Genomic DNA, 18,432 nt, shown 5'->3' on the forward strand with positions numbered 1-18,432 from the left:
GAACTCAGCAGTGAAACGATGCATCGCCGATGGTAGTGTGGGGTTTCCCCATGTGAGAGTAGGTCATCGTCAAGATTAAATTCCGAAACCCCAATTGCGAAAGCAGTTGGGGTTTTGTTTTGCCTGCAAGAAAGTTTTCAGAGCTGCGGCGAACAAAATTGCACAGTTATTTTCGAATCAGAACACTAGAATAGCCCCATCTTTTTCGGAGTCAGAGCCTGTATGTCAGAATCGGTTGACGCCCCCGTGCTGTCAGATTTACCGCTGGAAGACTTGATAGCCTGTCACGAGTGCGACCTGCTGATGCGCAAGCCGACACTTGCCCACGGTGAGAAAGCTCTCTGCCCGCGTTGCGGCTACGAGTTGTATGCGCACCGCCACAATGTGGTGCAGCGCAGCCTCGCCTTGGTGATTGCCGCGTTATTACTTTACGTGCCGGCAAACTTTTTACCCATCATGCAACTCAATATCCTCGGGCAATCGTCACAGGATACGGTGTGGAGTGGCGTGGTCGGTCTGTTCAATACCGATATGCAAGGAGTGTCGATTGTCGTCTTCCTCTGCAGTATGGCGATACCGTTGCTCAAGTTGCTGTGCCAGCTGTTTGTACTACTGACGATTCGGTTCAATGTCGGCCGCGGCTATGGCTTGCTGCTCTATCGTATTTACCACCACCTCAGAGACTGGGGCATGCTCGAGGTCTACCTCATGGGCGTCCTCGTTGCGATCGTGAAGCTGGCAGACATGGCAGCGATCACCGTCGGCCTCGGGCTGGCATGTTTCATTGGCTTGTTATTGGTGCAAGTCTGGCTGGAGGTGGTGATGTCACCGCATCAGATCTGGCAGGCATTATCAGGAGAGGATGCCCATGCGGGCGATTGATGCGGGCATTCTGGTGTGCACCGAATGCCACGAGCTGAACAGGCAGGACGCTGACGTCGATGAGCAAAACTGCAGCCGTTGCGGCGCTCAGGTTCACGCTCGCCGACCGAACAGCCTGACCCGAACCTGGGCGCTGTTGATCACGGCAGCCATCATCTATATCCCGGCGAATGTCCTGCCGATCATGACGGTCAGTTCTCTGGGCCAGGGTGATCCGAGCACCATCATGTCCGGGGTGATTCAACTGGTGCAGCACGGCATGATTCCGATCGCCGCCGTAGTGTTCATTGCCAGTATTCTGGTGCCGACCTTCAAACTGGTCGGCATCGCGTTGTTGCTGTTTTCCGTGCAGCGCCGGCAGCCATTGTCGGCCCGTCAGCGCATCTGGATGTACCGTTTCATCGAGTTCATTGGTCGTTGGTCGATGCTCGATATTTTTGTGATCGCCATTCTCGTGGCGGTCGTCAACTTCGGCCGGATAGCCAGTGTCGAAGCCAATCTGGGCGCCGTCGCCTTCGCCACTGTGGTGATTCTGACGATGCTCGCCGCAGTAACTTTCGATCCCCGACTGATTTGGGATAACACGGAGTCGGACGACGACCATGACTGATTTGCCTGTAGCGAAAACCCGACCGGCTTCGAACTGGTCGGCTATTTGGGTGCTGCCTCTGATTGCGCTGATCATCGGCGGCTGGCTCGGCTGGCGTGCCTGGTCGGAAACCGGCATCGAGATTCAGGTACGTTTTGAAAGTGGCGAAGGTATCCAGGTCAACAAGACTGAAGTGGTCTACAAAGGCATGCCGGTCGGCAAGGTCAAGACGCTCAAGCTCGACGATGAAGGCAACTCCAAAGGAGTGATCGCCACCATCGAAATGAACAAGGATGTCGAGCAGTACCTGAAAACCAGCACGCGGTTCTGGCTGGTCAAACCGAGCGTGACCCTGGCCGGTATCACCGGGCTGGAAACCTTGGTCTCGGGTAATTACGTGGCGATCAGTCCTGGAGAGGGCGAACCGGTACGCAAGTTCAAGGCACTCGCCGAAGAGCCGCCACTGTCCGACGCCAAGCCCGGTCTGCACCTCACCATCAAGGCCGATCGCCTCGGCTCTTTGAATCGCGGCAGCCCGGTGTTCTACAAGCAGATCAAGGTCGGCCAGGTGAAAAGCTATGTGCTTTCCGAGGATCAGAGCACCGTTGAACTGAAGGTATTCATCGAGCCGACCTACGCCAAACTGGTGCGCAAACATACACGATTCTGGAACGCCAGCGGCATCAGCATCGACGCCAACCTCTCCGGTGTGAAAGTGCGCAGCGAATCCCTGGCCAGCATCGTCGCTGGCGGTATCGCCTTCGCGACACCGGAAAATCGCAAGGACAGCCCGCCGACCGACCCGAGCCTGCCGTTCCGTCTCTATGAGGATTTCGACGCCGCCGCTGCCGGGATTCGCGTGAAGGTCAAACTCAGCGACTTCGAAGGCCTGCAGGCCGGCCGCACGCCGGTGATGTACAAGGGCATTCAGGTCGGCAACCTGAAAGCGCTGAAAGTCGATCCGGACCTGAACAGCGCGACAGCCGAGCTGACTCTGGATCCGCTGGCTGAGGACTACCTGGTGGAGGGCACGCAGTTCTGGGTGGTCAAACCATCGATTTCCCTGGCCGGCATCACTGGCCTCGAAGCACTTGTGAAAGGTAACTACATCGCCGTGCGTCCGGGCGATAAGGGCGCAGCGCCGAAGCGCGAGTTCGAGGCGCGGCCAAAAGCGCCGCCGCTGGATCTGCGTTCGCCGGGGCTGCACTTGGTATTGTTCACCGATTCGCTGGGCTCGATCGACGTCGGCAGCCCGATTCTGTACAAGCAGGTCAAGGTCGGTTCAGTGCAGAGCTACCAGTTCTCCCGAACCAAAAAGCAACTGGTCATTGGCGTGCACATCGAGAAGGAATACGAAAACCTGGTCAACGCTTCGACCCGTTTCTGGAACGTCAGCGGCATCACCCTCACGGGTGGCTTGACCGGCGGGATTCAGGTGAAGAGTGAATCCCTGCAGACTCTGATGGCTGGCGGTATCGCATTCGAAACGCCGCAGGCCAATGCGCCGTTGAAGAAACGCATCCCGCGCTTCCGTCTGTACGCCGATCACGACGAGGCGAACAAGAAAGGCGCAGTGGTGACCATCAAAGTCGATCGCGCTGACGGTTTGAGCAGCGGTACGCCGGTGCGTTTCAAAGGGCTGGATGTCGGCAAGATTGAAAGCGTCGATCTTACCGATGACATGCAGTCAGTGATCCTCACCGCGCGCATCACCGAAGTGCCGGAGAAGATTGCCCGAATCGGCAGTCAGTTCTGGGTGGTCAAGCCGGAACTGGGTCTGATCAAGACGCAGAACCTGGAAACACTGGTCACCGGTAAGTACATCGAAGTCCAGCCAGCGGCGAAGAATCTCGGCCCGCAGAAGAACTTCGTTGCCTTGGCCGAGGCGCCGGAAGTCACTAAACAGGAAGCCGGTTTGAGTCTGGTGTTGAGCGCCGCACGTCGCGGTTCGCTGAAGCCTGGCGTGCCAGTGACTTACCGTGAAATCACCGTCGGCAAGGTCACCGGTTATGAGTTGGGCCAGACGGCTGACCGGGTGTTGGTGCACATCCTGATCGAGCCGAAGTACGCGCCACTGGTGCGCAGCGGCAGCCGCTTCTGGAACACCAGCGGCGTGGGCTTCGATTACGGGTTGTTCAAAGGCGTGACGGTGCGAACCGAGTCGCTGGAGACACTGATTCAGGGCGGCATCGCCTTCGCCACACCGGAGGGCGAGCGAATGGGCAATCCGGCGCGGGCCGAGCAGACGTTCCCGCTGTTCGACAAGTTCGAGGAAGAATGGCTGACCTGGGCGCCGAAGATTCAGCTTGGTAAGTAATTCTTCAGCGTCTGGGACGACGCTATCGCGAGCAGGCTCACTCCTACAAGGGAAACGCATTCCAACTGTGGAGCGAGTCTGCTCGCGAAGGGGCCAGGCAAATCAACACAAAATCCAAGCGATAAAAAAGGGCCGCGATCCGATCAGATCGCGGCCCTTTTTATTGCCTTCAGCTAAAGCCGATCAAACCGCATCCAGCTCCGGCTCATCCGCCTGCACATTCAGCGTGGCTTTCACCACATCATGGCGGCGGATGTACTTCCAGTCCGCTTCATCAATGTAGATCCCCGCCGGACCGCTGCCGCCTTCCAGGTCGATCGCGACACTGGCGCAGACCTGCGGCTTCACGCTCGCGAGGATCGGCACGAAGCCCAGTTGCAGGCTGGTTTCCAGCAACGCTGCCTGGTTCTTCTCGTCGATGTCCGCCGCCTCGTCGAGGTAGTACGGCAGACGCACGCGGCCGGCCAGATCGCGATCCATCAAGTGCAGCAACAGATACATGTTGGTCAGCGCCTTGATGGTCATGGTCGTGCCGTTGGAGGCCGCGCCGTCGATGTCGGTGTGGATGACCGGTTGGCCATTGACCTTGGTGATCTCGAAGGCCAGTTCGAACAAATCCTTGAGACCGAGCTGGTTGTGGTTCGCCGCCACCAGCCGCGCCAGGTATTCCTTGGCCTCTTCGTTCTTGTTGTCCTGTTCGGCACTCTGGCTCAGGTCGAACACCGACAGGGTTTCGCCTTCCTCGTATTGGCCTGCGCTATGGATGATCTGGTCGATGTGCTTGAGCGCTTCCTTGTTCGGCGCGAGGACAATACGGAAGCTTTGCAGGTTGGAGACCTGACGCTTGTTGATCTCGCGGTTGAACAGCGCCAGTTGGTGCTCGAGGCTGTCGTAGTCGCTGCGGATGTTGCGCAGGGTGCGGGCGATGTCGGTGACCGCTGCGCGGCGCGCCTTGCCCAACGTCAGGGCTTCGTCGCTGCGGTGCGCGTAAGCGTTGATCAGCAGTGACAGACGGCGCTCCATGTCGTCTTCGCTGTCGAACTTGGCCACACCTTTGAGGCGCACCTGCGCGTACAGCGCTTCGATCTGGCCATCGGCACGCAGCAGGCCCTGCCAGCTGTCCTGATAGTCGTTGAGCAGTGGCAGCAGGTTGTCCATCGAGTCATCGACCGGATCCATGAACGGTGTACCGAATGGCAGATCCGCTGGCAGCAACTGACGACGGCGCAAGGCATCGTCGAGCGTGCGTTGCTTGGCTTCCATATCGGCGATCTGCCGGCCGACCAATTGCAGCTTGGCCGACAGTTGCTGGACGCGCTCGGTGAAGGCATCGCTGGAGCGCTTGAGTTCGTCCTGCGCGGCTTCCATCTGCGCCAGTTGCTCGAGCTTGTCGCCTTCTTCGGCGCTCAGCGTCTGGGTGCGACGGAAATCTTCCAGCGCCTTCTGTGCGTCCAGCACCTGCTGGTACAGCGCTTCGGTCTGGGTCTTGCTCGCGGCACGGTCGGCGGCCACGGCTTGCTGGGTTTTCAGTTGCTTGAGCTCTTTTTCCAGACGCTCTTTCTGATCGCGCAACGCGGCGCGGTCGGCCAAAGCCTGCAAGGCCGGCGGCTCGATGTGCGAGATGTCGATGGAGAGGCCCGGCACTTCGAAGCGCTCGCCTTTGAAGCCATCGAGAATCAGCTCGACCGATTTGACCCACTCACCGTTCTCGTCGAGGGTGATGCCGTGTTCGCCCAGCGGCAGGCTGAACAGCGCGCTGTTGAACAGACGCATCAGGCGCTCGACGTCCTGTTGCGAGAACTCCTCGCGCAGGCGGGCGTAGCTGTTGTTGTCGGCGTGATCGAGTTGCTGCTTCACCGACTTCAGGCGTTTTTCCAGATCGCGCAAACGCTCTTCCAGATCTTCGGCACTGAACTGCCGCGACTGTGCCAAGGCACCCGCCAATTCGTCGTGGGCATCCTTGGCGGCGAGTAATTGTTGCTCAAGCACCTTGGCGTCATCGACGAGGGCGAAGCGGTTCTTCAGCACCGACAGCTCGCCGAGCCAGCGCTGAATGCCGGAAATTTCCCGTTCCAGACGCATCAGTTCCTGTGTGCCGCCGCGCTGATCGTTTTGCAGATCGTCCTGTTCGCGACGGTAGTGCTCGGCCTGAATCGTCAGCTCTTCCTTGCGCGCAGTGGCGTAGTCCGACCAGGTGCCGAGCAAGGAATCGAGCAGCGGCGACAGGCGATGCAGTTTGCCGCGCAGCACGTCACGCTGTTTCACGCCGTTGGCCAAGGCTTCGACCAATGGGCCGGCAGCCACCAGCGAGTTGTAATCCTGCTCCATGCGCCGCACGTCGCGGAAGGCTTCTTCGCACGCGGCGATGTAGTCGACGCTGCCCGAACGCAGGCTGTGCTCGAAGGCATCGAGGAACAGTTGCTTGAGCTTGGCCGCGGTGATTTCGCGCATGTGCAGCAGGTTGATGAACAACGCGCGGAAGGTCTTAAGGCTCTGCTCGCTGGTGGAGCGCAGCGGGATCAGCGTCAGGTCGAGCGGGATCGATGTGTGACCGCCCACCAGCAAGCGACGCAACTCGTCGGGCTTGAGTTCGTAAGCTTTCAGGCCTTCTTTTTCGAGATTGCTGAACAGTTCTTTCTGGCGCAGACAGGTGTCGTTTTTCTGGTAGTGGGCCAGGTCGAGCTTGCCGGCGTAGGCGAAGAACTGGTGACCGAAACCACCGCCAGGGCCGCGACCGACCACACCGATCACGTGCGGGCCGTGGGGCAGGTTGACTTCGACGAGGATGTAACTGGTATCGGAAGCGAAGTAGAAGCGCCGCGATTGTTCCAGGCTGTACTTGCCGAAACTCATGTCCGACATACGCGCCAGAATCGGGAACTGCAAAGCGTTGATCGACGCCGACTTACCGAGGTTGTTCGCGCCGTAGACCGACAGCGGTTCTTCCAGCGGGAACAGGCCGAGGCTGTAACCGGCGGTGTTCAAAAGGGCAAAGCGGCGGATGCCGTAGCGTTCCTGGCTCATGCGTCGGACTCCTGTTCTTCGGCAATGGCGCGGGCCAGTGCATCTTCTTCGCTTTCTTCTTCAAACTCTGAAAGATCGAGTGGATCGTCGGTTTCGAGGAATTTCGCTTCGGCTTCTTCGTCGATCAGCACCGGCGCCGGTAGCGGCAGAACGCTGTGCACGCTGGCGGCCAGATCGCGGTCCTGCTGCACCGACAGACACACATCGAGGAAACGATGCATCGGCGGCAGGAAGCGGTAGACACCGTTTTCTTCGCCGGCGAAACCGAGCTGCGTCATGCGGCGCATGATTTTTTCTTCGAGTTCTTCGACGGTCTGCACTTCGGCCTGAATGAACAGGTCGCGGTATTTATCCAGCAACGACGGCAACTCTTCGCGGCCGAGGCTGCCGCCATCGAGCACGGCGATCGGGTCGCGGCCCTGATCGGCCAGGTGCTCGACGAGGATGAAGGTGAACAGCGCCAGACGCTGGGCGGTCTTGTTCACTGCCGCGGCGGCCATGTCTGGCACGAAGTAGTAGAAACCACGGGTATCGCAGACCAGTTCAAAGCCCAGCGCCTTGAACAGCGTGCGGTACTGGTCCTGGAAATTCGACAGCTGTGCGTACAGCTCGGGATCGCGGCGGCTGACGTGGTAACCCTTGAACAACTCGCGGAAGATCGGCGCCAGTTGCGACAGTTCGGATAGATCAAGATGCATGGGGGATGCTCGCAGAATCCTCGGCGGCGGTATCGCTGGCCGAGAGCAGGGCGAAGGAGCGCAGGCTGACCTGGTGCTCGTGAGTGTGGTATTCGCGACGTTCCAGACGCTCGCGCTTGAAGCGTTTTTCCCGCGACAGGCGCGAGAACCAGTAAAGCAATTCGTCGGTGGCGCCGTCGGGTTCCTGCTCCAGCAGCCAGGTCATCAGGTCTGGCATCGGCAATGACTCTTCGCAACGATCGACCATCTCGCGCACGGTGCGTGGTGCACGCGGAGCGTCGCCAGTCTTCTGGGTTTTGTGCGCCTTGGGAAAGCGCGCCGGTTTCGGCTCGAAACGCGCCAGGGCGTAAACATAGGCTTCGACCTGACTGGCGCTGCCGAGGAAGGTGCTCTGCGGCCGGGTGAACAGTGGCATCGCCGCTTGCGGCACGGCGTCGATGCCTTTACGGCGAATTGCCGCCAGCGCCAGTGCCGCGCCGCGGGTCACGGCGTTATGCCGGCGCGCTTCTTCACGCAACGGCAGCAGCAGTTCGCGGGCATGACGCAGGGTCAGTTGCGCGCTGGTCTGCATTTCGAGGATGCGTGCGTGGGTGCGCAGGAGCATGTCGTCATCGACCAGATGGCCGAGGCGCTGCTGTTCGCTGAGCATCTTCAGCAGGACGGTTTCGACCTTGCGCACGCCTTGTTCGAAGGCGCCGTCGGCGTTGACCAGATCGATCATCGGCTCGACGTATTCGTCCCACGTCGCCAGTACTTCGGCGTAACGCTGGCGCAGCGGAATCTGCCGGTCGCTGGTCTTGGCGCGTTCGGCCACGGCCACCAATGCCTGTTCGTCGTTGTCGAGTTTCTTCAACACGTCGCGCACGCGCATGTCGAGCAAGCGCAACTGGCGGGCCAGGTCGTTGCCGTCACGAACGTCGAACGCATCCTGGATGTAACCGGCCAGGCGCTCGAGATGCCGCAGGTAGGCTTCGATTTCCAGGCACAGGCCGAGGCGATGTTCGCGACGCAGGTAGGCGAGGAAGTCGTGGATCTGCGCGTTGAGCTCGAAACGGTTCGGGCTTTTCGCCACCGGAACGAGAATATCGAGGCGAATCCACACGTCGAGCAGGCTGGTGATGTCCTGCGGCGTGCTGTCGAGTTGTTGGGCGGCCAGTTGCGTGCGCAGTTCGTTGAGGCTCAGGGTGCCTTGGTCGAAGTGCTCGCACAGTGGCTCCAGAAGTGCCCAGTGTTCAGCGAGGGCGCGCAAGACGCGCTTGGGTTCGATCATCGGAATGGCCGGCTGGTTGGCGATTAAAAGCGGCGATTGTACTGCATCGCAGGCGTGGCGATTCACTCTCGGGACGGGCTGTCGCATTCTTTGGCCAACACGTAGCGGCCCAGCGCATCGCAGGCCGTCGATCAACAGCAAGCGATCTTGTGCGAAGGGCGGTAGAATCAGCGCACTTTTCGTTATCCACAAGTGGCCGACCTTTGCTTATCGAGTCCCGCCGCCGCGCCTATCTGAACGCCATGCAGGTGGTCAACTGGTTGCCGCGCACCGAACTGCCTTTCGCCGCACCGTCGCGGCCCGAGCTGCTGGAGATGCCCGAGCCTGAGGTCGAGGTGCCGGTTGCGCCGGTGCCTCAGGCCGAAGCACCGGCGCAGCCTGCCGCGCGCCCGGCCGAGCGGCCGAAAATCGAAGTGCCGCGTCCGTCGCTGGCGAGCACCCGCAACGGCGCCAAACCGGTGGAAGAAGTCGACGAGACGCCGGTGGTGGTCAAGCCTGCGCCCGTGCCTCCGCCGCGTTTCGCCCTGCAACTGCTGCGTGCCGGACGGTGCCTGCTGCTGGTCGAGTTACCCACAGGCGACGCGTTTCAAAGTCGCGATCCAGCCTACCTGCTGCTCAAGGACATGCTGCGCGCCGCCGGTCTGCCGGATGCGCCGCAGATCGTCGGCGAGCCGGTGCGCTGGCCGTGGCTCAATCGCGGCACGCTGGATCAGGGCCCGGAAGCGGCGCGCGACTTCGTGCAGGGTTTCCTCTCGGTACAGATGGAAGCAGCACCCTGCGCCTGTTTATGGCTGATCGGTTTGCCGGCGGTGAAGTTTGCCGGGGAGGCGGACGCCGAAGCGTTCAATAGTGAACTGCAGATCGAAGGCCTGGGCCTGGCCTGGGCAATTCCCGGTCTGGAACTGTTAATGGAAGAGCCACAGCGCAAGGCTGCTGTGTGGCAAGCCATGCGTCGGCTGATGGCGCGCTGGAAACAATCCGATGAGTGAGGCTGTAACCTTTCGCCCGATGACCGAGGCGGACCTGGACGCTGTGCTGAAGATCGAATACGCCGCGTACAGCCATCCGTGGACCCGGGGAATCTTTCTCGATGGCCTGGGCAAATACCAGATCTGGCTGATGTTCGAAGGTCAGCAGCAAGTCGGCCATGGCGTGGTGCAGATCATTCTCGATGAGGCGCATCTGCTCAATATCACGGTCAAACCGGAAAATCAGGGGCGTGGGTTGGGGTTGACGCTGCTTGAGCACCTGATGTCGATTGCCTACAAGGCTCAGGCTCGGGAATGTTTTCTGGAAGTGCGCGACAGTAATACGGCCGCTTTCAAATTGTACGAGCGCTATGGGTTCAACGAGATTGGCCGGCGTCGCGATTATTATCCGGCGGTGGGTGGGCGTGAGGATGCGGTGGTAATGGCCTGCACCCTGGTTGACTGAGGCTTAAAGGCATCGCGAGCAGGCTCACTCCTACAGGTGAGCGCGTTCCAATTGTAGGAGTGAGCCTGCTCGCGATAGCAATCCATCAGGCAACAACGATCACCGCTTGCCATTCAGCGGATCCAGATCCGCCAGTTCCGCCTCATCCAGCCCGTCACCGCCGCCGATGTCGTTTTCACCGACTTCGCTTAAATCCCAATCCGCTGGATTGCCCTCGCCGAGTTCATCGGCATCACGCGCACCGTCCTGGCGAATCAGCGTTTCCGGACTCAGGTCATCGTCAGTCGGCTGGTGATCATCCACCGAAGCTCCGGTCATGCCCGCTTCGCGCACCCGCTCAGCCGGCATCAGCTGTTCACGTTCACGCTCGGGCAGCTCATCACCGATCTTCGCGCTGGGCTCTTCATCGTCGAAATCCAGCTCGTGCACCGAACCCATGCGGTCTTCGTTATCATCGATGGGTTCCGGTTGCACCGCATCATAAGGGCGTCGTGAATCAGTCATGGCAATTCCTCATACTGTGGGCCTTACTGAGTGGACTCACCGGGCGCGCGAGAATTCCAACGGAAACACTTTGCGCTGGCGGCGTGACTTCGACGGGTGGTCGTCTATCAAACCTGCGCATCTTTCTTGAGGCCTTATCCATGCACGATCTACAAGACCTGATTGATAACAACGAGCGTTGGGCTGACGCGATCACCAAGGAAGACCCGGATTTCTTCGCCAAACTGGCGCGTCAGCAAACTCCTGAATATCTATGGATCGGCTGTTCCGACGCACGGGTACCGGCCAACGAAATCGTCGGCATGCTCCCGGGTGATCTGTTCGTGCACCGCAACGTCGCCAACGTTGTCCTTCACACTGACCTCAACTGCCTGTCGGTGATCCAGTACGCCGTCGACGTGCTCAAGGTCAAACACATCCTCGTCACCGGCCACTATGGCTGCGGCGGCGTGCGCGCATCGATGCAGGACCGTCAGTTCGGCCTGATCGACGGCTGGCTGCGTTCGATCCGCGATCTGTACTACGAGAAACGTGAGGAACTGTCCAGGCTGGCGACCGAAGAAGAGCAGGTTGACCGGATGTGCGAACTCAACGTGATCCAGCAAGTGGCCAACGTCGCGCACACCAGCATCATCCAGAACGCCTGGCACCGCGGGCAGCCGCTGTCGATCCACGGCTGCATCTACGGCATCAAGGACGGCCGCTGGAAAAGTCTGAACACCACCATCAGTGGTTTCGAGCAACTGCCGCCGCAATACCGCTTGCGTCCGGTCGGCGCGCCGTAACCGCGGCGCTCAGCCCCGGCCTGCATGACGCCAGCGCTGTAAAAAGCGCTGGCCTTCAGGCGTGGGTGGTTCGTCGTAACCGGTGATCCAGCCACGGCAGCGCGGCGAGCCGCAATCGCAGGCGAACTGGCGCAGCAGCTTGTCTTCGGTCGATGCGTAATCAATGCTCAGGCGCTCGCCGCTGTGGATATCTTTCAAGGCCCACAGCCACAACTCACTCATGTCGAGAAATACATTCGGGTCGCAGGCGTGTTCCAGCACTCCGCAGAACCGTGGGTCGTAAACGTGGATGCCGGATTGCAGCTGACGGGTCTGTCGACTGCGGTAGGGCAGTAACTGCCCGGAAACCCGGCACATTCGGCTGATGCGCAGAAACTCGCGGCGCGCGACCACCGCCGTGGCCATGCCCTGTTCGTCGCGGATGATCTGAAAGTCGTCGCAGGATGGAAAGCCCAGCCGCACGGGAAGTCCGGCGAAGGGATAGATGCCTTCGGTATCGCGGGGCGGGTGCCGGCCCATGGCTTGATTGTTCATAACGATCCTTGTTGGTGGGGAGTGCCTCCGGGTTGTGCCCATGCCTCGCCTGGCGATGCATGATTGGATCCAAGCGTCGCGCAATTGCCACATTCGGTCTACTGTCAAACCTGACAGGCGTGATCGACGTTATCCCGCGTCAGCATTGACTGACGCGGGGTCGCTCCAGCCAGGATTACAGAGCCGGTGCGGGCACAGCGGCCGCGGGCAGGGGCGCTTTCAACTGCTGCAGTTGTGTCTTGACCGGTGGCGTGGCGCACTTGGCAGCCGCTTCTTCGGCGTTGAGATCGCGGATCGAGGTATAGAACAACTCGCAGGTTTTGACCTTCTGCGTCACCTGCCACGTTTGCGTGCAACTGCTCAGCGTGGCCTGCGCATCGCTGCCCGGTTTGCTGCCCATGCCGGCCTGCCAGCAGGCGGCGCTCAAATCCTGGCCCATGACTTTCAGGCCTGCCGCGTCAGCCTTGGCCTGGGCATCGTCGCCGGCATAGCTCTTCGAATCGGCGGCGTACCAGATGTAGCTCGGATGGTTGGAACCGAGCACCGGCACTTTCACCCCTTCGCTCGGACTGATGGTCGCCAGCCCGAGCACGCCCACCGTCGGGCCGTATTGCTCCTTGATCCAGTTACGCACCGGCGCACCAAACGCAACCATTGGCAGTGTCGTGCCGCTGGCGGTCTGGCTGAACTGCTTGACCAGCGTGGTCTGGTAATCCTTGAAGTAGTCGTAGACGTCCTCCAGATCACCGCCGGCATTGGACGGCGCGGCGATCGGGGCGATGTCGATGATGGTCTGGTAAGCCGGCGTCTGCTCGGCGGGGATGCCGTTATCGGTCAGCAAGGTTGCCCAGCGATCGGTGGTATTGGAGCGCAGGTAATCCTGCGCCTGCGTCAGCGAGTAATCCGGCGGGAAGTGCAGCAGCTCGACGCTTTTACGATTTTCCAGGGCCATGCCCAGCGGCAGGAACAGATACCAGCTATAGGCCCATTTGCCATCGGCATTCAGCTTGCTGGCGCCGGTAAAGGCCAGATCCCCGGCGTCGAGCAACGCTGACAGTGGCTTGTCGTAGCCATCGGGCACGCCGCTGATCTCGGCGTAAAGCTGATCGTTGTCGGTTTTCACCAGCACCTTGGCATCGGCGTAGCCATCGCGCTGCACGCTCTGGCTCAGGTAGTGAGCGACGGTCTGCTCCAGCGTCCAGTTACGGAAGCAGATCACGCTGCAATTGTTGGGGTAGGCGAAGAGCCGCGTGACGCGTTCGGTGCTGCCCAGTTTCACGTCGACATCGGCGTGGGCGGCGGCGCTTAGCGCGAGCGCGGTGAGGGTAAGTCCTGCTAGTTTGAGCATGCTCAGATCCTTTTCAGCGTGGGTTCCCCCGTTTTGGGGGGCGCCTCATATTGGATCAGCCGTGTTGCACAGAGAAGCCATCAGTTGCAGATTTTTGCAGCACGCCGCAGGACTCTCCTTCAGGCCTGAAAATGCAGGGCGTTGGTCAAATCGCCCATGGGTTTCTGACCTCGGGCAATCATCGCGTCGTCACGTTGTTTGATGCCGTCGAGGGCCTCCAACTGGAAGACACGGGTGATCAGCCGCAGGATCGACGCCGTGTCGTAGACCGTGTGATCCACCGTGCCCTTGCGCGCAAACGGCGACACCACCAAGGCCGGTACGCGTGAACCCGGGCCCCAGCGATCGCCCTTGGGCGGTGCGACGTGATCCCACCAGCCGCCGTTTTCATCGACGGTGACGATCACCACCATGTTTTGCCACTGCGGACTTTCACGCAGCACTTTCAGCGCCCGAACGATGTGCCGGTCACCGGACGCCACATCGGCATAGCCGGCGTGCATGTTCAGATTGCCCTGAGGTTTGTAGAAGCTCACGGCGGGTAACTTGCCGGCCTCGGCATCGGCGAAGAACTTATTGCTGCTCGACTCGTCGCCCAAACCGGCATCGCGCAGTCGTTTGCTGCGCTCGACGGGGTTTTCCGGGCCTTGCAGCTGGAAGTAGTTGAACGGCTGGTGGTGGTACTGGAAATTCGGAATCTTTGGAATGCCGCCGGAATCCTTGTATTGCTCCAGCGTCGCTTGCCATGCCCCGGCGTACCAGGCCCAGTCGACGTTGTTCTTCGACAGCTTATCGCCGATGTGCTCGTGGGTTTGCGGTACCAGGACGTTGGGCAGATCAGGTTTCGAGTACGCCGGGCGCTCCGGGTCACGGATCCAAGTTGGCCAGTAGGGCGGGGCGAGCGTGTTGACCGCGAAACCGTCCGGCGTCAGCGCACTTGGCCCGAATTGCGGCGGGCCGGTCATGGCACTGTCCGGCGATTGCGCCAGCGGTTTGAGGCGCGGATCCGCCGGATCATCGCTTTGCAACGCGGCGATCTGGCTCTTGGCTACCGAATGGGCAGCGTCCGGATAGAACGGCGCGGTGGCGCTGATCAGGTACTGGTGGTTGAGGAACGAGCCACCGAAGGCGCCCTGGAAAAAGTTGTCGCACAGCACGAATTCCCGCGCGACGTCCCACAGGCGCAGGGAATAACGGCTTTGCGCGTAATGGCCCATGGTCAAGCCACCGGCATCGGCCCAGGCGACAAAACCGTCGTTCTTGCCGCCATTGATCTGCATCTGGTTCTGATAGAACACGTGCCACAAGTCGCGGGTCACTAGGCCCAGCGGCAAGTCCTCACCGTTCGGGCCTTTGAGGGCGAAGGGGGCGTTCGGCAGGTTTTCCTGGAACTGCGTGGCGCCGGGATAGGTCACGCCGTCGAGGGTTTGCGGGCCGATCTGCAACACACCGCCCCAGGCGGGTGGCAGGGTTTGCAGCAGGCTGCCGTCGCGGTCGCGTTGCTGGTACTCGGCAGGTTTGAGCGTTGACAGCGGTTTTTCGACGCCGGGGAAATTGCCAAACAGGTTATTGAAACTGCGGTTCTCGGCGTAGATCACCACCACGGTTTTCACCTGATCGCGCAGAGCTTTGTCCAGCTCGGCCGGGGACAGTGGGCGCTCGGCCGGTTTGCCCGATGGATCGCTAGCGTTGCTGCACCCGGCCAGCGTGGCGCCAACACCGAGCACCGCGACGCCACCGAGAAAGCGACGGCGGCTGGTGTCTGTGGGGTTGTCGGATTCTGGCGAGGAGAGGTCTTTGCTGCCTGCATCGTCGTTCATGTCGCGCCCGTTTTTTGCTTAAATGTTTCAGTATGTTTCGGGCGGACGCTAGCAAGGGAATGTGACGGTGGGGTGACACAGGGAGCGGTGTCTCCCCTACCTCGGCACTGCTAGACTGCTGCGATATCGAATCTGGCCACGGTGAACCATGAAGCCCTCCATTGCTCTTGATCTGCAGCGTGCTGCCGTCCGTGAGGTTGTCGGCAGATTCCGGGTAGCCAACCCCCGAGTGTTTGGCTCCGCGGTGTTGGGGACTGATTTGGAAGGCAGTGATCTCGATCTGCTGGTCGATCCACTGCCCGGCGCCACCTTGTTTGATCTCGGCGGTCTGCAGGTTGAGCTCGAGGATCTGCTCGGTGTTTCGGTTGACCTGCTGACGCCGGGAGACCTGCCGCTGAAATTTCGTCAGCAGGTTCTTGATCATGCTCGTCCCGTATAAGAATGTAAATTTTAGACGTGGTGATATCGCACTAGTCGGAGTTGTTGGACTAATGTCCTAATGTTTTAGGTCCGGCGTTTGACATGAGCGAGATTGCTTGTTGGTAAAGTTTTATTGGTTATAAGGTGATGTGTGCGCTCAATGAACTCGTTTAAAGCTGTGTATTGCTCTGGGTTGGCTATCCCCAGTCAAGCGACTGTTACGGCTCTGGGTCTTTTGTTTGAGCGGGTGTATCTCCCTAATAACATTGAGTTTGTATTGGAGTTTTCAAAAAAATATAGACTTAATGTTGATCGAAAGTGGTCTGATGAATTGTCTTTTGCACCTTTGTCACCTGGTGTTGAACATCCATTTTTTGGGCTTACACCGGCCCAGCAAGATACTGCTTATAATTATTTGGGTATGTGCTTTAGTACAGCAATGAAAAATCACGAGCTGTTCGGGAATGTTATAGAGACCGATGCTTTTGATGGAGGTGTCCCACTTCTTGCGGAGTTAATTAAACAAGGTTCGCCAGGTGAGCTAAATACATACAGAGTTAGCAAGGTTCCTTTAAATCTAGTAAGTGAAGATGATCACAAGTTGTCTAACTTAATAAGCAGCGGATATATACCAGTCGTTGGCGGCTTTGGGAACGTAAATACCTCGGCTATCCCAATGCAGGGAACTACAACGGCAAAGGCCTTAGCGGCCTTGTTGGCAATTAAATCGGTTGAGATGTTTTTTCCGGCGACGGTGGGCGCTCCTGCTGAAGTGATTCTTGAAGCTCGCGAAAGGTTAAGAGATCAACTGCCTCTATTTTGGTCTGCTATGTTTAAGCTGTCAGTAGACTTGAAGCGTGCAATTGAAGAGTGTGTAAGTTCTGAGGAGGTTGTAAGGGTCGGTGTTGAAATGGTGGATACTATAGTTAGGCCAGCGCTCACAGATCTAAATCACAAAATTGAACTTGAGAGGAAAAATTGGTTTCGACGAGTTTTTGGTGAGGTTTATAAAGGCTTAAGAGTAGTAGCTGCGAATCCCCCGCTGACACCAGATCAGCTAATCAGAAGCGCGTTGGCTTTAGGTGCAGATGCGGCGATCAGCGCATCAGATCAAGTTTACTCTGTAGAGAAAATAAAGTCAGAAGCTGGATTGACTTACCTATTGGAGCTTGATGCTTTGCTAGGCAAGTCATAGTTGTGTGATTTACGGATGAATTCAAGTTATCCGCTTGCTTCTTTTCTTGGCGCCGGTTAAGGCATCACCGGAGGCGTATACGCCAATGTCGTCCCCAGCGCCCACAGCAACAGCAGCACCAGCGGCGTGTGCACCAGCAGTTGCACGAACGAGAAGCCGATCAGGTCCCGCGCTTTCAACCCGAGCACGCCCAGCAGTGGCAGCATGTAAAACGGGTTGATCAGGTTCGGCAACGCTTCCGCCGCGTTGTAGATCTGCACCGCCCAGCCGAGGTGGTATTGCAGGTCGTTGGCGACTTGCATCACGTAGGGGGCTTCGATAATCCACTTGCCGCCGCCGGACGGGATGAAGAACCCGAGAATCGCCGAATACACCCCCATCAGCAGCGCATAGGTGTCGTGGGAGGCGATGCTGACGAAGAAGGTCGAAATGTGGTGCGCGAGGGTTTGCGCATCGGCGCCTTTGACCGTGGTCATCAGCGCGGCGATCGAGCCGTACAGCGGGAACTGGATCAACACGCCAGTGGTGGTCGGCACCGCACGGGCCACCGCATCGAGGAAGCTGCGCGGGCGCCAGTGCAACAGCGCGCCGAGCATGATGAACAGAAAGTTGTAAGTGTTCAGGCCGGAAATCGCGGTAATCGCCGGTTTGGTCGAGAACTCGTGGAACAGCCAACCCGCGGCCAGCAGCACCAGCACGATGATCAGCAACGGGCTGTGTTCCAGCCATTCGCCGGGGCGAGTGCGCGGTTGCAGCGGTGGCAGGTTGAAGGCCGGATCGATGCCACAGGCCTCGGCGTCGCGTGCCGAGTTCGGCCCGGGCGCGGTGGCGTAGGCGATGATGATCGAGATCACGATCAGCGCCAGCAGCATGACGCCGGACTGCCAGAGGAAAATGGTTTCGGTAAACGGGATCACGCCGGTGATCGACAGGATCGACGGCGGCAGGCTACCGGGGTTGGCCTGCAACTGGGCGGCCGAGGATGACAAGCCCAGCGCCCACACCGCGCCCAGACCTAGATACGCAGCGGCGCCGGCGGCGCGGTAATCCATCTTCAGATCGGTGCGACGGGCGAGGGCGCGCACCAGCAATCCGCCGAACACCAGCGACAGACCCCAGTTGAGCAAGGATGCAACCATCGAGATCAATGCCACCCAAGCCACGGCGGAACGGCCGTTCTTCGGGATGCGGGCGAGTTTGTCGATCAGTCTGACCGCAGGGGGTGAACTGGCGACGACATAGCCGCCGATCACCACAAAGGCCATCTGCATGGTGAACGGGATCAGGCTCCAGAAGCCGTCACCGAAGGCCATCGCCGCAGCGGTGGGTTTGGCGCCCATGGCCAGGGTGGCCAGGGCGACGATGATGACGGCCAGCGCGGCGAATACCCAAGAATCGGGAAACCAGCGTTCGGCAAAACTGGAACAGCGCAGGGCAAAGCGCGCGGAGCGGCTATCTTCGATATCAACGGCCACGGGATGTACCTCGGATTTTTATGGTTATTTTGATCTTGCGGGCGAAACACAGATCCCTGTGTAGGAGTGAGCCTGCTCGCGATAGCGTCGTCACATTCAACACATCGGGTGACTGAACCGGCGCTATCGCGAGCAGG

At 59.5% G+C, this 18,432-nt stretch carries 16 protein-coding genes and 1 rRNA gene; 9 read left to right on the top strand and 8 right to left on the bottom strand.

Annotation, left to right across the window (positions count from 1 at the left end; translation table 11 throughout):
* The 4 genes from rrf to AEQ63_RS05685 form a co-directional block, all read left to right on the top strand.
* A 5S ribosomal RNA gene (rrf, locus tag AEQ63_RS29225) occupies nt 1-75 on the top strand; the annotation flags it as partial.
* Nucleotides 76-222: 147 nt separating this feature from the next.
* Nucleotides 223-882: a paraquat-inducible protein A gene (locus AEQ63_RS05675; protein ID WP_064362099.1), complete on the top strand. Its 660-nt coding sequence runs from the start codon at nt 223-225 to the stop codon at nt 880-882.
* Nucleotides 869-1,492: a paraquat-inducible protein A gene (locus AEQ63_RS05680; RefSeq protein WP_064362100.1), complete on the top strand. Its 624-nt coding sequence runs from the start codon at nt 869-871 to the stop codon at nt 1,490-1,492. Before AEQ63_RS05675 ends, AEQ63_RS05680 begins: the two co-directional genes overlap by 14 nt.
* Nucleotides 1,485-3,788, top strand: a complete 2,304-nt coding sequence (locus AEQ63_RS05685; RefSeq protein WP_064362101.1) for a PqiB family protein — start codon at nt 1,485-1,487, stop codon at nt 3,786-3,788. The genes AEQ63_RS05680 and AEQ63_RS05685 overlap by 8 nt, the downstream gene beginning before the upstream one ends.
* A 183-nt stretch (nt 3,789-3,971) precedes the next feature.
* Here AEQ63_RS05685 and mksF read toward each other — a convergent pair whose 3' ends face one another.
* From mksF to mksB, 3 genes are read right to left on the bottom strand one after another with little or no spacing between them, the layout of a single operon-like run.
* Nucleotides 3,972-6,812, bottom strand: a complete 2,841-nt coding sequence (mksF, locus tag AEQ63_RS05690; protein WP_064362102.1) for an Mks condensin complex protein MksF — start codon at nt 6,810-6,812, stop codon at nt 3,972-3,974.
* Entirely contained in the window at nt 6,809-7,510 is a 702-nt protein-coding gene (gene mksE / locus AEQ63_RS05695; RefSeq protein ID WP_016773189.1) for an Mks condensin complex protein MksE, read from the bottom strand. The genes mksF and mksE overlap by 4 nt, the downstream gene beginning before the upstream one ends.
* Nucleotides 7,500-8,780 carry an Mks condensin complex protein MksB gene (mksB, locus tag AEQ63_RS05700; RefSeq protein ID WP_161806067.1) on the bottom strand — a complete coding sequence of 427 codons (1,281 nt, stop codon included), beginning with the start codon at nt 8,778-8,780 and terminating at the stop codon, nt 7,500-7,502. The genes mksE and mksB overlap by 11 nt, the downstream gene beginning before the upstream one ends.
* A gap of 242 nt (nt 8,781-9,022) precedes the next feature.
* Here mksB and AEQ63_RS05705 point away from each other — a divergent pair, with 242 nt between their 5' ends.
* Both AEQ63_RS05705 and rimI read left to right on the top strand, forming a co-directional pair.
* A complete protein-coding gene (locus AEQ63_RS05705; RefSeq protein ID WP_042609680.1) occupies nt 9,023-9,769 on the top strand; it encodes a hypothetical protein in 747 nt (248 codons plus the stop codon).
* Nucleotides 9,762-10,214 carry a ribosomal protein S18-alanine N-acetyltransferase gene (gene rimI / locus AEQ63_RS05710; RefSeq protein WP_064362104.1) on the top strand — a complete coding sequence of 151 codons (453 nt, stop codon included), beginning with the start codon at nt 9,762-9,764 and terminating at the stop codon, nt 10,212-10,214. The genes AEQ63_RS05705 and rimI overlap by 8 nt, the downstream gene beginning before the upstream one ends.
* 99 nt (nt 10,215-10,313) lie before the next feature.
* On the opposite strand, the gene AEQ63_RS05715 is transcribed toward rimI, so the two are convergent.
* A complete protein-coding gene (locus AEQ63_RS05715) occupies nt 10,314-10,718 on the bottom strand; it encodes a hypothetical protein (RefSeq protein ID WP_064362105.1) in 405 nt (134 codons plus the stop codon).
* Between the two features lie 140 nt (nt 10,719-10,858).
* Here AEQ63_RS05715 and can point away from each other — a divergent pair, with 140 nt between their 5' ends.
* Nucleotides 10,859-11,503, top strand: a complete 645-nt coding sequence (gene can, locus AEQ63_RS05720; RefSeq protein WP_042609683.1) for a carbonate dehydratase — start codon at nt 10,859-10,861, stop codon at nt 11,501-11,503.
* A gap of 9 nt (nt 11,504-11,512) precedes the next feature.
* Here can and AEQ63_RS05725 read toward each other — a convergent pair whose 3' ends face one another.
* The 3 genes from AEQ63_RS05725 to AEQ63_RS05735 all read right to left on the bottom strand — a co-directional run bounded on the left by AEQ63_RS05725 (nt 11,513) and on the right by AEQ63_RS05735 (nt 15,205).
* Nucleotides 11,513-12,037, bottom strand: a complete 525-nt coding sequence (locus AEQ63_RS05725) for a lysine methyltransferase (RefSeq protein WP_064362106.1) — start codon at nt 12,035-12,037, stop codon at nt 11,513-11,515.
* 175 nt (nt 12,038-12,212) lie between these two features.
* A complete protein-coding gene (locus tag AEQ63_RS05730) occupies nt 12,213-13,385 on the bottom strand; it encodes a hypothetical protein (protein WP_064362107.1) in 1,173 nt (390 codons plus the stop codon).
* 119 nt (nt 13,386-13,504) lie between these two features.
* Nucleotides 13,505-15,205: an acid phosphatase gene (locus AEQ63_RS05735; protein WP_064362108.1), complete on the bottom strand. Its 1,701-nt coding sequence runs from the start codon at nt 15,203-15,205 to the stop codon at nt 13,505-13,507.
* Between the two features lie 148 nt (nt 15,206-15,353).
* Between AEQ63_RS05735 and AEQ63_RS05740 the strand changes: the two genes are divergently transcribed.
* Nucleotides 15,354-15,644: a nucleotidyltransferase family protein gene (locus AEQ63_RS05740; RefSeq protein ID WP_064362109.1), complete on the top strand. Its 291-nt coding sequence runs from the start codon at nt 15,354-15,356 to the stop codon at nt 15,642-15,644.
* Between the two features lie 141 nt (nt 15,645-15,785).
* Nucleotides 15,786-16,820, top strand: coding sequence for a hypothetical protein (locus tag AEQ63_RS05745; protein WP_152972331.1), 1,035 nt, complete (start codon nt 15,786-15,788; stop codon nt 16,818-16,820).
* A 56-nt stretch (nt 16,821-16,876) separates the two neighbouring features.
* On the opposite strand, the gene AEQ63_RS05750 is transcribed toward AEQ63_RS05745, so the two are convergent.
* Nucleotides 16,877-18,295 carry a short-chain fatty acid transporter gene (locus AEQ63_RS05750; RefSeq protein ID WP_042609688.1) on the bottom strand — a complete coding sequence of 473 codons (1,419 nt, stop codon included), beginning with the start codon at nt 18,293-18,295 and terminating at the stop codon, nt 16,877-16,879.
* Between the last annotated feature and the right edge of the window lie 137 nt (nt 18,296-18,432).

The organism is Pseudomonas sp. RIT-PI-o, from assembly GCF_001297215.1.
Classification (GTDB): domain Bacteria; phylum Pseudomonadota; class Gammaproteobacteria; order Pseudomonadales; family Pseudomonadaceae; genus Aquipseudomonas; species Aquipseudomonas moraviensis_A.

Coding starts and splice junctions, on each gene's coding strand:
- AEQ63_RS05675 (WP_064362099.1), top strand. CDS start 223: ATGTCAGAATCGGTTGACGCCCCCGTGCTGTCAGATTTACCGCTGGAA.
- AEQ63_RS05680 (WP_064362100.1), top strand. CDS start 869: ATGCGGGCGATTGATGCGGGCATTCTGGTGTGCACCGAATGCCACGAG.
- AEQ63_RS05685 (WP_064362101.1), top strand. CDS start 1,485: ATGACTGATTTGCCTGTAGCGAAAACCCGACCGGCTTCGAACTGGTCG.
- mksF (WP_064362102.1), bottom strand. CDS start 6,812: ATGAGCCAGGAACGCTACGGCATCCGCCGCTTTGCCCTTTTGAACACC.
- mksE (WP_016773189.1), bottom strand. CDS start 7,510: ATGCATCTTGATCTATCCGAACTGTCGCAACTGGCGCCGATCTTCCGC.
- mksB (WP_161806067.1), bottom strand. CDS start 8,780: ATGATCGAACCCAAGCGCGTCTTGCGCGCCCTCGCTGAACACTGGGCA.
- AEQ63_RS05705 (WP_042609680.1), top strand. CDS start 9,023: ATGCAGGTGGTCAACTGGTTGCCGCGCACCGAACTGCCTTTCGCCGCA.
- rimI (WP_064362104.1), top strand. CDS start 9,762: ATGAGTGAGGCTGTAACCTTTCGCCCGATGACCGAGGCGGACCTGGAC.
- AEQ63_RS05715 (WP_064362105.1), bottom strand. CDS start 10,718: ATGACTGATTCACGACGCCCTTATGATGCGGTGCAACCGGAACCCATC.
- can (WP_042609683.1), top strand. CDS start 10,859: ATGCACGATCTACAAGACCTGATTGATAACAACGAGCGTTGGGCTGAC.
- AEQ63_RS05725 (WP_064362106.1), bottom strand. CDS start 12,037: ATGAACAATCAAGCCATGGGCCGGCACCCGCCCCGCGATACCGAAGGC.
- AEQ63_RS05730 (WP_064362107.1), bottom strand. CDS start 13,385: ATGCTCAAACTAGCAGGACTTACCCTCACCGCGCTCGCGCTAAGCGCC.
- AEQ63_RS05735 (WP_064362108.1), bottom strand. CDS start 15,205: ATGAACGACGATGCAGGCAGCAAAGACCTCTCCTCGCCAGAATCCGAC.
- AEQ63_RS05740 (WP_064362109.1), top strand. CDS start 15,354: ATGAAGCCCTCCATTGCTCTTGATCTGCAGCGTGCTGCCGTCCGTGAG.
- AEQ63_RS05745 (WP_152972331.1), top strand. CDS start 15,786: ATGAACTCGTTTAAAGCTGTGTATTGCTCTGGGTTGGCTATCCCCAGT.